Annotated in this window: 7 protein-coding genes; all 7 read right to left on the bottom strand. The window is 41.7% G+C overall.

Annotated elements, in window-relative coordinates:
- Positions 1-5: 5 nt before the first annotated feature.
- The 7 genes from C170_RS19960 to C170_RS19930 all read right to left on the bottom strand — a co-directional run bounded on the left by C170_RS19960 (position 6) and on the right by C170_RS19930 (position 17,349).
- The gene (locus tag C170_RS19960) at positions 6-11,894 is read right to left on the bottom strand and encodes a non-ribosomal peptide synthetase (RefSeq protein WP_036613509.1); all 11,889 of its coding nucleotides are present in this window, start codon (positions 11,892-11,894) and stop codon (positions 6-8) included.
- Positions 11,895-12,166: 272 nt separating this feature from the next.
- Positions 12,167-13,372 (bottom strand): ACP S-malonyltransferase, encoded by a 1,206-nt coding sequence (fabD, locus tag C170_RS19955; protein WP_036613506.1) that lies wholly within the window; start codon positions 13,370-13,372, stop codon positions 12,167-12,169.
- Positions 13,373-13,695: 323 nt separating this feature from the next.
- Positions 13,696-13,917, bottom strand: a complete 222-nt coding sequence (locus C170_RS19950; protein ID WP_036613504.1) for a hypothetical protein — start codon at positions 13,915-13,917, stop codon at positions 13,696-13,698.
- 18 nt (positions 13,918-13,935) lie between these two features.
- A complete protein-coding gene (locus tag C170_RS19945; RefSeq protein ID WP_036613502.1) occupies positions 13,936-15,201 on the bottom strand; it encodes a YncE family protein in 1,266 nt (421 codons plus the stop codon).
- Between the two features lie 176 nt (positions 15,202-15,377).
- Positions 15,378-16,235 (bottom strand): Cof-type HAD-IIB family hydrolase, encoded by an 858-nt coding sequence (locus C170_RS19940; protein ID WP_036613500.1) that lies wholly within the window; start codon positions 16,233-16,235, stop codon positions 15,378-15,380.
- Between the two features lie 74 nt (positions 16,236-16,309).
- Positions 16,310-16,753 carry an SMI1/KNR4 family protein gene (locus tag C170_RS19935; protein ID WP_268748591.1) on the bottom strand — a complete coding sequence of 148 codons (444 nt, stop codon included), beginning with the start codon at positions 16,751-16,753 and terminating at the stop codon, positions 16,310-16,312.
- Between the two features lie 74 nt (positions 16,754-16,827).
- Positions 16,828-17,349, bottom strand: coding sequence for a GNAT family N-acetyltransferase (locus tag C170_RS19930; RefSeq protein WP_051447314.1), 522 nt, complete (start codon positions 17,347-17,349; stop codon positions 16,828-16,830).
- Positions 17,350-17,428: the final 79 nt, after the last annotated feature.

The following is a 17,428-nucleotide window of genomic DNA, read 5'->3' as shown; positions in this document are numbered from 1 at the left end:
TTATTTTAGAAATCTACTTCAATTAGATCAGCCAGCGTATCCCCCTCTATTAGTTCTTCAACCAATTGAATCTTATTGATTTCAATATGAGGGTCTTTGGCAATGGTTGTTAATATGACCAACAGATTTTGTGACATCGCTTCAATCGTTGTTTTCTCAAATAAAATCGTACTGTATTCAAAGGCCACTTCTAACTTGTGTTGCAATTCGGTAACATACAACGTTAAATCGAATTTGGATACTCTCGTGTTTGGTGCATAAGGCTTACAGGTTACTCCATCCATCTGAATCTCTGAAGCATCTGTATTCTGCAATACAAACATGGTGTCAAACAACGGATTCCGCCGAGCATCTTTGGTTACATTCACTTTCTCGATCAATTCCTCAAACGGATAATCCTGATTCTCATAAGCGTTCAACATATTTTCTTTGACTTCCAGCAGATACTCCGAAAAAGTTTTATCCACCGCAGGATAATTTCGAATAGCCAGTGTATTCACGAACATGCCCATCACCGGCTCCAGCTCAGCATGTGTCCTGCCTGCAATCGGCGTGCCCACGATGATATCTTCTTGTCCGCTGTATTTAGATAACAGAATCGTATAGGCTGCTAATAGAATCATATATAACGTTGTTCCTGTCCGTACTTCCATGTTCCTTAAGCCTGGAAGGATGTCTTCCTGCAAAACAATGCCCAATACATCTCCCGTATAGCTTAGCGTTTCAGGTCTCTCATAGTCTGTTGGCAGATCCAATAGCGGGATACTCTCACCAAACACATTAAGCCAATACTTCTCCTGCTTTTTCATCCGCTCACTATGAAGTTGCATTTGCTGCCATTCAGCATAGTCCTTATATTGAATTCGAAGAGGAGATATCTCCTCTCCCTTATAGAACTGGCTAAGTTCAGTCATCAGAAGATGTACAGATAGTCCGTCTGCAATGATATGGTGGAGATCTACCAGCAATACATGACGCTCCTGCTGAAGTTCAATAAGTCCCACCCTCATAAGAGGTGCTTGCCCGAGATCAAATGTGCGAACAAACTGTTCAATTCGATCTTCGATCTCCTCTTCCGTTGACTTGATCAATTCAATTCCAAAGTTCACTTTAGGATATACGATCTGTTTCGGTTCTCCGTGTATGACTTTGAATCCAGTCCGAAGCGATTCATGACGATGAATCAATTGTTGGAATGCTTCTTCCAATCTGATCCGATCGAGCGATCCTTCCAACATAAACATACCTGACATGTTGTACATGAGTTCCTTGCCGGCTTTGATGCTCATGATGTACATCCTCATTTGCGCTGAAGAAATAGGATAATATTCTTTTTCCTCCACTTGAGGAATGGACACTAATACTTCCTGTTCCATTTGTTCAATAGATTGAGCCATCTGTTCAATGGTCTGCCATTCAAAGACGTTTCTCACCGATATGCGGATATTCAGCTTTTGATTGATTTTGGCGGCCAGCTTGGTCGCACGTAAAGAGTTGCCTCCTACATCAAAAAAACTGTCTTTTACACTGATTTTTTTCACGGTAAGCACATCCTGCCAAATAGGCAACAACTGTTTTTCCACCCCAGTTCGGGGTTCTATATATTCACTTCCCGTTTGTATGTTTTCTTCTGGACTCGGAAGCGATTTGCGATCGATTTTCCCGTTCGATGTCAGAGGCATGTGATCCAATTGTATAAAGTAGGCTGGTACCATGTAATTCGGCAACACTTTAGAGAGGCTTTGTTTTAACTCTCCCACCGTCAGCGTGGAATCCGCTGTAAAGTATGCACATAATGATTTGTCCCCGTGATCATCCTCATGTGCAATGACGATAACTTCTTTCACACACTCTAGATCTAACAGCGCTGCTTCGACTTCTCCTACTTCGATCCGATATCCGCGAATCTTAATTTGGTGATCCATTCTTCCCAGATACTCGATATGGCCATCGGGAAGCCATCTCACCAAATCTCCCGTTTTGTACATTGTCGCTCCCTGGACAAACGGATCACGTACAAATTTTTCTGCTGTCAGCTCAGGTAAATTCAAGTATCCTCTACCAACCCCATCGCCAGAGATACATAATTCCCCTACGACGCCTACAGGCTGAACTTTGCCATGTTTGTTCAATACATACAGGAGATTATTTCCTAATGTTCGACCAATCGGTAGGTGAGCTCGTTGATTCGCTGTATCCAGGTGTTCTGGAAGTACACGGTATGTCGCAACATCCACACAACATTCTGTTGGACCGTACACATTAATTATGGCTGGCGGCGTTATATGATTGAGAGCAAATAATGATGTGATTTCATTTACACTTTGCTGAGAAAGAGCTTCACCGCCAATGAGCATATATTTTAGCGATATGCCTTGAACGTTTTTTGCCTTCGAAAGCAATTTCAGGTGCGCAGGTGTTCCGTCTGTCAAATCAATTTGGTGGTGCTGATAATAATTCATTAAATCTTGTCCATCCAGTACCGTGTCCTTGTCTACAATAAACAAGGCATGGCCTGACAGCAGTGCGCCAAAAATCTGCTTCACAGATGCATCAAAATAGTAAGGCGCAAGTAAAGCGACATGCAAACCGCTATGCTGATCATCTATAACTTGACTGTACAACGCTTGAACCAAGTGATGAACCTGACGATGTTCGATCATTACACCTTTTGGCATGCCTGTCGTGCCTGAAGTATAGATCACATAAGCCAACTGCTCGGAATTCCCTGCCGGTTCCAGATTCGACAGATTAGCTGAGTAGGTTTCTTTATCGTTCAAATCCATGATTTGGCCATTGAATGATACCAACTGCTTGAGATGGGTTTGCGTGACTAATAGTGTTGCCCCCGAATCATGCAGGATGTACCGGATACGCTCTTCAGGAGAATCCGGATCAATCGGTACATACGCCCCACCTGCTTTTAGAATGCCAAAGATGCCAACGATCATATCAATCGAACGATCTGTCAGAATACCTACAAATTGATCCTGCTGCACTCCCTCAGCTCTAAGCGTATATGCCAACTGATTTGACCGTTCATTCAATTGACGATACGTCCATCGCTCATTTCCAAAACTAACAGCCAATTGATCTGGTGTCCGTTCCACCTGTGCTTCGAATAACTCCTGAATGGTCTGATCCCGGGAATATTCTATGTTGGTATCATTAAAGTCATATAAAAGAACGTTCTGCTCAGGTTCAGACAGCATTTGAATATCGGACAAGGCAATATTCGGTTCGATCACAATGTCTCTGAGGATGTTGAACAGATGTAATTTCATTCTGTCGATGGTATCCCGTTCAAACAGCTCCGTCTTGTAATTAAAGTGCATTTCCAGACACTCGTTATCATCCTCAACGATGAACATCAGATCATACAACGATACACCGACATTTAATTCTCTAACTTTAAAGCTGCAATCCTGTTCTTGCCGTTGATTCAACGCGGTATTTAAAAAGATATACATTGTATTAAAAAGTGCTGTCCCAGTGGTATCCCGATGTGTGTTTAATTTCTCTACAAGATTGTCAAAAAGATAGTCCTGGTTATCCAATGCATCCAGGGATTGTTTTTTAATTTCCTCGAGATAGGATCGAAACGACTTATTCCCAACCGGCTGTGAGCGAATCGCTACCGTCTGGATAAAGACACCTATCATATTCTCGACATCCGGATGGTTTCTTCCTGATGTTGGGGTGCCTACAATCATATCTTCTTGATCCGTATATTGATGAAGCAGCACATTATACGCTGCCAATAACACCATAAACATCGTAGTTCCCGTTTGTTTCGCAAGCTTCTCCAGCGACTGCTTCAAGTGTGCGTCCAACACAAATGACAATCTAGAACCTGCCAAAGTCAACTGAGGTGTCCGAACAAAATCAGTAGGCAGATTAAGGTTCGGGAGTTCTCCTTTGAATTGATCTAGCCAATATTTTTCTTGCTGCTTATAAGACTCACCCGCCAGAAATTCTTTCTGCCAAGCTGCAAAGTCTTTGTATTCAATCTCAATTTCCGACATGCTTCTTCCGTCATACACATCGATCAGTTCATTCGCAAGAATGCCAACGGAATATCCGTCCGATATAATATGATGCATCTCGATGAGAATCTCTGCATGATCATCGTTTACACGAATGAATTCGGCACGTATTAATGGCGCTTTGGAGCAATCAAATGGTTTGGCAAACGCTTTAACATGTTGTTCGAATGAAGCAGAACTTTCCTGAGATCGTTTCACTTCAAAATTAATCGTTGGAGCAATACGCTGGTAAAGCTCTCCATCCATCAGATGGAAACTGGTGCGAAAAGCTTCGTGACGTTGCACGATTTGTTCCAATGACGAAATCAATTTAGCTTCATCGATATTTCCTGTGACCGTAATATGGCCGCACATGTTCTGAAACACACTATTCGGCTCAAATTGATCCAAAAAGTAGATCCGCTGTTGTGCAGCTGACGTCTCATAGAACTCCTTCACGTCCAATGCCTTGATTGGAATGAATGTTTCCTCGTTCTCGCCTGTAATCAGACTGGCAAGCTGCTTCAGACGTTGGTTTTGGAAGAATTGAACGATTGAAATTTTGTGTTGAAACTGCTCATGTACCTTGGATAGCATTACTGTCGCCTTGAGCGAGTTACCTCCGAGATCAAAAAAGTGATCATGTCTCCCCACTTGATCGAGGGATAATACGTCCTCCCAGATCAAAGCCAGCTTTTTCTCCACGTCATTGACTGGAGACTCGAATATGGCTGTATGATTAACGTGAGGTAGACGCTCCGTAACAAACCGATTATATATTTCCTGTAATTGGTCCTGTTGCTCGGATGAGAACAACGTCAAAGACGAAATTTCAGCCTCTGGATGACTCACCATTTTTTGCAGCAAACCCTTAAATCCTTCAGACCACAATTTCATCATCTCAGGTCCAATAAGCTCGGTATTGTAATCAAAATCCAGGTACAATTCATGGCTAACATCCGTAATATTAAGAAATAAATCGTAAGAAATATGTTTGATCGGATACGACATGAATTCAGTCTTGATATTTTCAAATTGGAGATGATGAATCGTTCTGTCCATATTGAATAAAATCCGGGTATCCGGTGCAGTCATATGAGCAAGCTGTTCGGATACGAGGGTCAATGGAACATGCTGATGTTTCATGACAAGAGCCAGCGTTTCCTTGAGCTGAAGAACATGGTCTACAACGGATTGCTTCGTTAACAAGGCATGGTGAACAGGTACAATGTTGACACAGTTGCCAATCAGCGCATTTTTTCGCATATGAGACTGACCCGCTGTAGGCACGCCGATGACAAGGTGAGACTGCCCTGTTAGTTGATGCAAATATAAATAAAACGCTGCAAACATCGTTACAAACAAACTGCTCTTATTATTTATACTTAACGTTCGCAAAGACTCTGTTAATTGATGATCCAACTTGATGGAATATCTTTCACCGTCATATCCCTTGGGCACATCATCGGAAGGTGCCGTTGGAAGTGTGATGTTGGGATAGGATAAGGAAAATTGTTCTTTCCAGAACTGAATCCCTTCGGTAAATGACCCTTTTTCATGTTCAAGTCGTTGCCAGCTTAAATACTCACGGAATGGAGTGGCTTCAGGTAATTGAACCGGAACTCCTCGGACCAGAGCAGAATAGGTATGTTCCAACTCTTGAATGAATACAGCAATCGACCAGCCATCTACAACAATATGATGAAATGTCAGCACCATAAGGTATTGATCGGCTGCCTTTTTAAGCAAGGTGATTCTAAATAGAGGTTCCCCAGACTGTAAATCGAAGGCTTCATTTGCATCGGCAGATAACCAATTGGAAATTTCCCTTTCTTGATCCTCACCCGCATATGCCGAGAAATCCAACCATGTACATTGAAATTCCATTACGGATCTGATTTGTTGTGTTTCACGATCGGCATGAATGACTGTTTTCAGGGCTTCATGACGCTGTGCGATCTGATTCACGGCCTGATCCAGTGTGGAAGGCTTTATTCCACCTGTCATTTTTAAAATAACACTCTGATTTAATGCAGCATTCGCATCTTCCCCATGTAATGAAGTTAACAATAATTGTTTTTGCTCTAAAGAGAGCGGATATTCCGAAACAGGCGATTCACCAGGGATAAACCCCCACTCGCGTAGTTCATGGATCGTCTCTTTCACGATTCTGATTATCGTATCCATCTCACCCATGGAATGCACAGTCGATATAAAACAGTTACGACCTTCCCAAATATATAAACCTTTATAAATTAAATGGTAGAAAAATAATTCCATATCTCCAAATGATATAAATCGAAATAAAGATCCATAGTTCACCATTTGCATCGGTACATTCGCTGTTTTGAAAAACACATTTAATTCTTTAACAAGATAATCTGTTTTTTCATTTAATTCCTTATATAAAGTTCCTGCTTCGGATTGAAGATACTGCAGTACCGTTAACATCACTCTCATCGTAAGAGGGTGTGTACAGAAGGTTCCACCGACAAACGTTTTTTTATCTGCATCGGAAGGGTAAGAATCATCACCAAAGTTCCAGGTTCCACCATCTACCGGATTCATAAATTCAGCTTTACCCGCGACTATACCAATAGGCAGCCCGCCACCGACCACTTTCCCATACGTAACCAAATCTGCTTGAACCCCAAACCAATCCTGTGCTCCACCCAGACCAATTCTAAATCCAGTGATGACTTCATCGAAAATAAGTGCAATGCCAAACTGTTTCGTGATCTCTCTAAGTTCCCGTAAGAATTGTGTTGGCTGCATATCAGGTCTTCGACTTTGCACCGGCTCTACAAGTACAGCAGCCAATTCATCACCCAGGTTCTGAATCATATCCAGGGATTGCGGATGGTTATAATTAAGAATAATCAAATCATCTATAGCGCTATTTACAATACCAGGAGCCATAGGCATCGCAGACGATAAAGCATCCCCAGGATTCGCTACACCCAACACGCCATCATGTGTACCGTGGTAAGATCCTGAAAATAATACAACTTTGGAACGCCCCGTTGCTGCCCTCGCTAAACGAAGTGCAACCATGACAGCTTCTGTTCCTGAATTATAAAATGCGACACGCTCTACACCTGTCAACTCGGAAATTTTTGTTGCAACATCTCCTGCCAAATCTGACATAGGGCCCAATGGAGGCAATTGTTCCTGGAGGCTGTCTGCTATTACATTTTGAATAAAAGCTGGATTATGACCAAATAGATTTACACCAAATCCCATCGTCAGATCCAAATACTCGTTCCCATCCAGATCCCATAACTTAGATCCCTCTGCACGCGTTGAAATGATGGGATACACCATTTCCTTCCAATACGAACGAAATCCAGATACATTGCGATTATTCGCATGAACCAAACGTGTTTGGCCTGTTTTTAATTTGGAGCCTTTGGTTCTTGCGGTATACTTTGTTACAAACTGTTCAACATACTGGTTCTGAAGCGGTGATAATCCACTCTCTTCATGAATCTTCAACGATTGATACGGTATAAAAGGTTTTTTTTCTTCCTTCGATTCCGAATCCGGTTGGATCTTTTTGGTTGGTTTGGTTTCATGATGTTTCATCTCCAAAAGAGGCGATTGAACAGCATTCATTTGCTCGCCTAACAGCACATTCAAACTTTTTAATTGAGATTCCATGAGCTGAATGGCAGACATCACAATTTGTTCCGACACATTCCCTGATGATTTTGCCGTGTTTATATTGTTCACAGATGCCAGATTTCGTTGTTCAGTATGCTCCTGATCGGTTTCATTTTTTATGTTCTCGGATACATCATGTTGTTTTATATTCTCTGACACATATTTAACTAAGGAATTGATATTTGTAAGGGTTTCAAAAAACATTTCCATCGGGATATTCAAACGGAACAGCTCTGAGATTTCCTTCTGAATTTGCACAAGAATAATGGAATCCAATCCCATTTGGAGAAAATGAGCTTGATGATCCAGCTCTTCCAACTTCAAACCAGATGCACGACTGATGCTTGTTTTAATCTTTAATTCAATACCGTTTGTATTCATCTCCATTTGAACCTCATTCCTCTCTGACCTATGTCCCGCTGGTATCGTATGTTTGACTTCAATCCAACAGCGCTTCTGCTCAAATGGATATAGAGGCAATGGAATTTTCCAAATGACTTCATGATTATAAAACCCTTCCCAATCAATCACTGCCCCCAGTGTAAATAACTGACCGAGTTCATTTAAAGATTCTGCCTTTCCCCGAGCATAGAGATGATCGCTAACAAGCGTTTTGTCTTTTTTGGCATAACCAAAATAAACATATGGCAGTTTACCCTCTCCGCTTGCAATTCGTTTCAATTTTTCAAGTAATTCTTGTGTACTCGTGACTACGATGGCAAGCCGATAATCCAGATTAGCCCTTCCCGTACTGGCTGTATAACAGATTTGTTGAATGGAAACATCCGTGTGATCGGTTAGATATTCATGATACGTTCTGACCAATTCATCCAGCGCCCGTTCCGTGGCAGCAGACAGAACAAATAGACTAGGCTCTTGGGACATTTTTTTATCTACGGTTGGGGAAGGAACATATTCTTCGAGAACCACATGCGCATTCGTGCCACTGAAACCAAAAGAACTAACCCCGCATCGCAAAGGACTCTCTTTTTCACCAAAAGCCATTGATTCCTGATTCACATAAAAAGGTGAAGCTTCAAACTTAAGCAGGGGATTAGGCTTGTCAAAGTGAACCAATGGTGGAATCTTTCTATGTTGAAACATAAGAATAGATTTAATTAATCCAGCGATCCCCGCCGCTTCAAAACCATGTCCAATGTTAGCTTTGGCAGATCCGATCGCACAAAATTGTTTCCGATCCGTATACTTCTCAAAAGCTTTACGCAAAGCATTGAACTCAACCGGATCACCTAATTTTGTCCCTGTTCCATGTGCTTCAATAAAGTTAAGCGTATCAGGAGAAATGCCGGCTTCTTTCCATGCCTGTTCGATCACATTGGTCTGAGACTCCGGGTTAGGTGCTGTGATTCCTACCGTCTTGCCATCCTGATTAATCGCACTTCCCTTAATCACACCATAGATATGATCCCCGTCCTTAATCGCTTGCTGCATTGGCTTCAACATGACCGACCCAACACCTTCGCCAAATCCCGTGCCGTTGGCATCTTCGCTAAACGTTCTCGTCAATGCATCTGGAGATTCCATATCCAGTCCGATACTTATCGGTAATAATGCCGTTCGAATGCCTCCTGCGATTGCCATTTCACAGTCTCCTGCGAGCAATCCTTTACATGCCATGTGAACAGCAACAAGTGAGGAGGAACAAGCGGTATCAATCGTTAAGGCCGGGCCTTTTAAATTCAAGAAATATGCAATTCTGCTCGCCAGTACAGATGGTAAATTTCCAATGATATAATTTTTGAGTTCTGCGGGGTAACTCGCCGTCACGAGCCGTTCGTAATCATACCCAACTTTGGAATACCCCACGTACACGCCCACATTTCTTCCATTGATTCCTTCCCCTGCATACCCAGCGTCTTCAATCGTATGCCATGCCGTTTGCAAGAACATCCTTTGATTCGGGTCCATAAATTGTGCAGTTTTTGGGGTTATGCCAAAGAAAGAATAGTCGAATTGATCAATCTGATCCAAGTAACCACCCTTGATCCATTGAACTTCGCTCATTTCACTTCGCATGGATTGTATATAATCCGCTGCGTCTTTTATCCGACTTTCCGGGTAGTCCCGAATGTTATGCGTTCCATTTTCCAAAACACGCCAAAAATCGCTTGCATTTGATGCACCAGGGAGATTCAAAGACATACCGATAATAGCAATATCTTTGGATGGCGTATGATCCTCTTGAGTTTTGTTGACTTGCATGGTCTCGCTGTAGCCTCTAGCCAGATATGCTGCCAATTCAGTTATCGAGGGATAGGTAAAGAGGTCCGTAACAGCAAGCTCTTCTCCGTATTTTTGTTCTATACGTTCAGCGATTTGGGCCAGCTGTAATGAAGTTGCACCCATATCAAAATAGCTATCCTCAAGTTCAACCTTTTTCCCAACCAGCACTTCAGAAAATAGTGAAGTTAATTCACGTTCTATGACTCGAACCGAAACAGCAGCCTTTCCCTTTGCCTTGTCATTGTCATTCTTGATCCAGTCATGGATGAATGCAGATTCTGTTGAGAATTTGCCTGCTTCATACTGCTTGGCTAACTGATACCGCTGGATTTTCCCACTTGTTGTTTTGGGTAATTTTTTGATGGGCAGTACCTCTTTGACACTCCATCCCCCATGTTTATATAGATGTCTTTTGATTTCTTTAACAAGCGTCAAGAAGTGTTCGATCTTTTTTTTGTACACGACAAACACAATAATTTCTTCACTTTGACTATTCGAATCATACACACCACAAGCAGCAACTCTTCCGAGTTCAATATCATCTAATTGTATGGCGACACGTTCAATGTCATGGGGATATACATTTTTACCATTGATAAAGATAATGTCTTTTTCCCGCCCTGTTACAACCAGTTTTCCATTCATGATGAAACCCAGATCTCCTGTATTCACCCATCCGTCGTGCGTTAATAACTTCTCCGTTGCAAGTGAATTATTATAATAACCTTGGGTGACGTTATCCCCCTTGATTTGAATTTTTCCAATAACCAAATCGGGAACACTGTTCATTTCCTCATCGCAAATTCTAACATGGCAATAATCAATTGCTTCGCCAACGGCAACAAATGATGCTACATGTTCAGCATGTTTCTCGACTTCGATGACACGCTCCCCTAAGTTCAGATGATCCCGGTGAACGTACACCGCAGTAAATTCTTCTTCTACCTTGGGAAAGGAGACGGCAACAGAAGCCTCTGCTAATCCATATACGGTAAACATGGCTGTTTTCTTTAAGTGATATGCTGACAATACATTTAGGAATTCATCACACACTTCGGGTAATATAGGTTCCGCCCCATTATAAATGACTCTGACAGATGACAGATCCCATCCCTCCGCTTTGTCTTCGCGAAAGAAATTCAGGAAGTATTTATAACCAAAGTTAGGAGAAGACAGTATGGTTGCTTTGTGTTCATTTACTTTTTTCATCCATAGAATCGGTTTGCGAATAAATAATTCCGTTGGGAGCAAGTACTGATGAATTCCTGCCACGAGGGGTACGAGATGAAATCCAATCAAACCCATATCATGGGTAAGGGGCATCCAGGAGAGAAAACTATCGTTTGAACTAATTTGTGTGCCATTAATAGCAGCACAAGTATTATAAATCAGGTTTCGATGGGTGAGCATAACGCCTTTGGGATCACCGGTTGATCCAGAAGAAAATTGAATAAATGCCAAGTCATCAGACTGAGGTTCAACTATATTATTAATAGATTCATAATGATATATGGTATCTTGGATCAGATCCGTTCTGACTTCTAATTGATGATGGAAATCAAGCATGTCATGTTCCAAAACAAATCTCTTCATTTTATCCAGCACCTTCTCAGATGCAATCATGAAAGGGTTATTTAGCAAATTCCAAATACGGCATACTTTCAAGTTTTGTTCTTCATCTTCACCAATACTTACAGGGATAGGGATCATTCCACCGAGTATACAAGCCCAGAATGCGACTAAAAACCGTTTGTTTTCTTGAATCTGAAAAATAATCTCTTGTTTAGGTTTAATTCCGATGGCTTGTAGATAACCTAAATACCCTTGTGCCTCAGTAAATAATTGATGATAAGATATAAAAGTTTCACGTTTGTCCGCATCGATAAAACGAATACCGCGGTCGGTTATTTTACCTCTGTCGCGGATAATATCCACTAGTGTTTGAAACTGATTAGTATACATATCTCTCCTCCAAATGAATCATCTCTAACATGCTTATCTAATTATTTACACATATTTCAAGCAAAATTTTACCATAGAAATATATGTAAAATCAATCAGTTTATTGTTACTATATGGTAAAAAATAGAGATTGATTTGTGAGTTATTGACATATTTATTACCAAATATCTGAAACTTCAACAAGTTCAGATGCATTAAAAGACAAAAAGACTACCTTATAAAAAGGCAGTCTGTCGCTGTAATATAGATCTTGCAAAAGAACAGATCGGGTACTAGATTGCATCAATCAACGCGGTTCCATCCAATGGAATTTTTTTTGCAATAATAATGGAATGACATACCTGTAGAGCATCATTTATCTCTTCTTCACTAAGTTCACATTCATTGTTGTTTACTTGTTCCTTTGCCCGTTGTAATTGGTGAAATAATGGCTCAACCGTTTTGGCATATGATATCGAATCTGGGTTATAATTCCGTGAAATGAGTGCCGTTACTATTAGTTCTGATAACAACTTTTTAAGAATCGTTAACCGTTTATTTTTCCTTTCTTGTGTATTTGTAAGCATTAGTAAATCGGAAGGCTGACTTAGCGAGTACGGTACAATACGCTTCGTTATTTTACTCATAAGACTAACTAACACATGTTTAGAGCCCAACTCTACAACTTCAGTGACTCCCTGTTTAATCAAATAGTTCATCGACTCTAACCATCTTACAGGCATCGTCATCTGCATGGTTAAATAATCCACGACAGATCGATCAGACTCATAGGGTGCTGCTGTAACGTTGGAAATAACCGGGTATTTTGCATGGGCATATTGATATTGATCCAATTCAACTTTGAATTGTTCTGCTGCGGTTTGCATCATGGGAGAATGATAGGGACCACTTACATTGATATACGAATGTTTCGTTCTCAGGGCTTCTGTCCTTTTAATAATTTCTTGTATAGAGTGCCGATGTCCCGAAATGACAAACTGCTGGTCAGCGTTCACACAAGCCACACAAGCAGGACGCTCGATCGTGGAAACTTGTTCGCATATGTTTTGAAGTGTATCTAAATGAATACCTGAAATGGCGGCCATGGTACCTTTCTGATCCGGGTCTGCATTGTGCATAATGATACCTCGTTGTCTTACCAGTTTAATGGCATCATGAAATGATAGAACACCTGCGCAGACCAGAGCCGAATATTCTCCCAAACTATGCCCAGCCAAATAAGCGGGTTCCATCCCTATTTCTTGCATATACACCTGATATGCTATGACACTAACAGTCAAAAGTGCAGGCTGAGCATTCATCGTCATTGTCAAATCAGCCATGCTACCTTCAAAACATAACTTTCTCAAATCGAAAGAAATGGCATCACTGGCTTCTTCAAATAACTTCTTAGCCACATCGAAGTTATTCCAAAAGTCTCTACCCATCCCAACCATCTGAGAACCTTGCCCAGGAAACAACAGAGCTACATTACTCATCCAGCATCCTCCATGTATCTACTTTATATTTCATGCACTTCGACAAACATAAACCAATAAATTCCTTGTTTGCAAATTTATAATAAACTTTCATTAGGAGTTATGCAATAACAAAGTCAAAAGGAGGGGCATCTATTTCTATGAACGGAAAAAAATTCGTCATTCTTTTTTGGCTCCCTGTTGGCCTCTATATTGGAACATTAAGTGCTGTTCTTTACTGGATCTTGTCTGTAGTCTGAGTACTATACAAATAGACACCTCCATTGAGGAGATGCCTGTTTTGTTCTAATCTGATCATTCAAGACTCGCCATTCCCCTTATCCTCAGAGAAAAGGATTCCTCTTTATTTCAGATCCGATTTTTTCGCTCGCTTCGTTCTCTGTATCACTCAACATCCGATCTGAAGATCGCACAGTTGAATAATCGTCCTGTAATACAATTACATACATCCCCTTACCTGGAATCCTAACTTGGCATACAGAATTTTCTTTGTTCATGGTGATCAGCTGCTCCATTAAGTCTGATGCCGTTATAACTTCTTTCATCCAAATCCCCTCACCTTTCTACGGATTTACACCTACTGCGAACGGACGTGCCCCCACCGGAATAGTAGCAATCACCGTATTTGTTTCGCCATCGATCACAGAAATGGTATTGTCATCTTGATTGCTTATATAAACTCGATTAGTTAACGGATTGGCGCCCGCTCCGTTTGGATTATTCCCGACCGGAACAGTAGTAATCACGGTATTTGTTAATCCACTAATTACTGAAACATTATCCGTGTCTCGATTGGGTACGTAAATGGCGTTTGTGGAGGTATTAACCGCTACTTCAGCTGGCGTAACGCCGACCGGAATGGTATCAATGACGGTATTCGTCAATCCATCAATAACGGAAACCGTATTACTGGTTAAATTCGATACATAAATACGGTTGGTGGCTAGATTGACACCTACACGGAATGGATTGACCTGAACGGGGATTGTAGCAATCACCGTATTCGTTTCTCCATCGACCACAGACACCGTATCAGAATTAAAATTAGCTGCATAGATGCGATTGGTTAAGGAATTGACACCTACTCCAGTTAAAAAATTGAGCCCCGGAATAGTGATCGCATCAATCACCGTGTTAGTTAATCCATCAATGACGGTTATATCTTCAGTTGTGTCCAATGAATTAAAATTTGCCGTATAAATAGCATTGGTCGCTATATCGACCCCTATGTCACTTGGCTCGCTCCCAACCGGAACAGAAGCAATCACTGCGTTGGTTATACTATTAATGACGGAAATGGTATTACTGCTTCTGTTCGCAACATAAATACGACTCGTTAATGGATTGACATCAATCCCTGCAGGATTCGTCCCCACAGGAATGGTAGCAATCACCGTATTCGTAGCGCCATTAATGACGGAAACATCGTTACTATTAAAATTGGCTACATATATGCGGTTGACTGACGTATTATCCCCCTCTATTTCAAGTTCGGAAGAAACTAATCGATGTGCAGCAACAAGCTGACCGTTTTCATTTTTGCCCCACACGGAAATCTCTGTCTGCTCTATAGCTACACCTTCAACTGCAAAGACAAATTCAAATGCATCAAGATTGGCAAAATAAGTTCTTGTCACTACCTGATCCGGATCAATTGAAATCTGCTCGCTGACATATAAAGTCCTCGTAGAGGTCAGATTATACCCTTGTATCAAAACAACGGATCCATCCAGAGAATTCCTGTTATCAATTTTAACGGTAACTTGTTGTGTTGGCCGTACATCACTGACGGCATTATTCTCGATAGGTCCGGTTGATAGAATGGCCATTTCGATTCTCTCCTTCACTTAGATGTTATGGTTTGATTAGAACCCTTTTGTAAAAATATAAATTGATCTGTTTTAAACCAAAAAAAGACCCTGCAATAATATATGCAGGGTCTAAAATAAGGTTTGGGACAAAGGGTGTACGTATTAACTGTTTTCCAGATTGCCTCATTTCTTTATCAAGTGATCAATCCATACTTCACAAAACTATGATACAATCCATCTTCCTCAACTGTTCCAGTAATATCATCTGCAATGGCTTTCAGTCCAGGCTTCGCATTACCCATGGCAATTCCGATGTTACAAAATTCCAACATCTCGGCATCATTCATGCCATCACCGATGGCAAATGTATCTTCTTGGGACATGCCCAGATGCTTCAGCAGATCGGCGATCGCAATGGCTTTGTGAATGCCAGGGATCATCAGTTCACCACTTCCCTCACCAAAGATCGGCACAGTGCACTGAATGACTTCGAATTTCCCTTCAAACTCTTGCTTGATCCGCTCAAACGGGATGGCTGAGCTCTCCAAGAAACATACTTTGTTGACATCATCCTTGTACAGGTCGGCCTCTCCATACGTTAATCCGGCAATAAACGGGTGCGGTTTCAGCTCCTTCTTCTCTCTGGCTACAGGGTCATTCTCCACATCGCCATAGATACGGCGTTCCAGGTGAGGTTGAAGATTGCTACTCGCATACAATGCCGAATTGGATTCAAGGTAGAAGTCAATGCCATTTTCATTAAAGAAATCGACCATATGTCGAACATCTTCCGCTGTTACCCTTTTGTGATATAACACGTCCTTGCCAAACTCCACATAACCCCCACCTGCACCAATCAGACCATCGAATCCGACATCCCAGATGGAATCATAAATTTCTGCTTTGGATCGGCCAGTACATAAATAGAGCAGATGTCCGTTCTCTCTGGCCTGTTTACAAGCCTTCTGTGCTGACAACGGAATGTTTCCATCATCGTCGACCAATGTGCCATCAATATCAATAAAAACAATTTTTCGCTTCGTTTCGTTCATCTGCCTAGCCCCCATCATGTATGTTGTCTATGTCTAACCGAGCGAGTGCCGACAGGCATTTTCCTTTTACAAAATTACCTATTCCGTGGTGTTCGCTGATCGATCAACTTCTCCAAAAATTCGGCAAAAGAATCCGCGTATACTTCAGGTTCCCCATTAAAGTAATCCAAACGCATCACTTTGTACTCTCCAAGGTGATCTGCCGTCCGCGTGTCAAAATAGTAATATTCATCTTCGTCCGGTACAAACAGTTCCAGCTTCCCTTCCTTCTTCGCGTCTTCGTCGGCAAGTCGGTATCTATACAAAATATCAGTGTCCGCATACTCTCGGTGTTCTGGAGGCGATATGGTCAGAATTCCGGTTCCACTTAACATCGCTATACCATAATTCAGAAGCCACCAGCGATAGGACGGAGGTAACGGAAAGCCCAACTCCTGTTCAATTTCGGTAATCCAGCTCTCTTGAACTTGATGATTCGGGAACCAGCGTATAACCTCGGTATGCTCCAGTTTCTCAATCAGACTTGAATATATGGATAGATCTCCCCCATTTTACCATCATAATGTCATTTCTCTTCAATAAATTCCAATGGTCACTTACATGCCAACTTGTCCATATGTACGGTTTGCCAATCATCATCCTGCTCAGCAATAACCGTAAACCCTTGGCGTTTCCAGAAATCTACGGCTCCTGCCAAGAAGCGATGTGTATGCAAATACAGCGTCGTATAGTGCATATCCTTTACCACGCTCTCCAGTTCGTTCATCAACATCGAGCCAATGCCAAACCTACGATACGCGGGATCTACATAACATTTTACTATTTCGGCAGCCGATCGAGCTGCATATCGACCTTCCACAGCTTCGATACGTCCATCATAAGGTAATATTCCAATAGAACCGACGATGCCCGCATCCTCCATCATTGCAACAAGAAAGATCGAACCATCGGAGTGCAGATAATGTTCTCTGAACTGCTCGAAGTCCACAGGCAATTTCGTATGATCCATCATCGGAAACACTTCTCTGCGTACACGCATGGCAAAATCAATGGCGTCATGAATCTGGTGTACCTGAACTGGTGTGACTGTCGGTATACTCTGAAGTTGTGTCAATAAAACCACATTCCTTATCCTCTGTATTTAGGAGTTACCTCTCGGCCCTGCCTTAAATCTTGTTCATGCCAAAGCGGCT

It is taken from the genome of Paenibacillus sp. FSL H7-689, assembly GCF_000517905.1.
Classification (GTDB): Bacteria; Bacillota; Bacilli; order Paenibacillales; family Paenibacillaceae; genus Paenibacillus; species Paenibacillus amylolyticus.
Note: the sequence above shows the minus strand (reverse complement) of the source record. Positions and strands in the feature narration are given on the sequence as shown.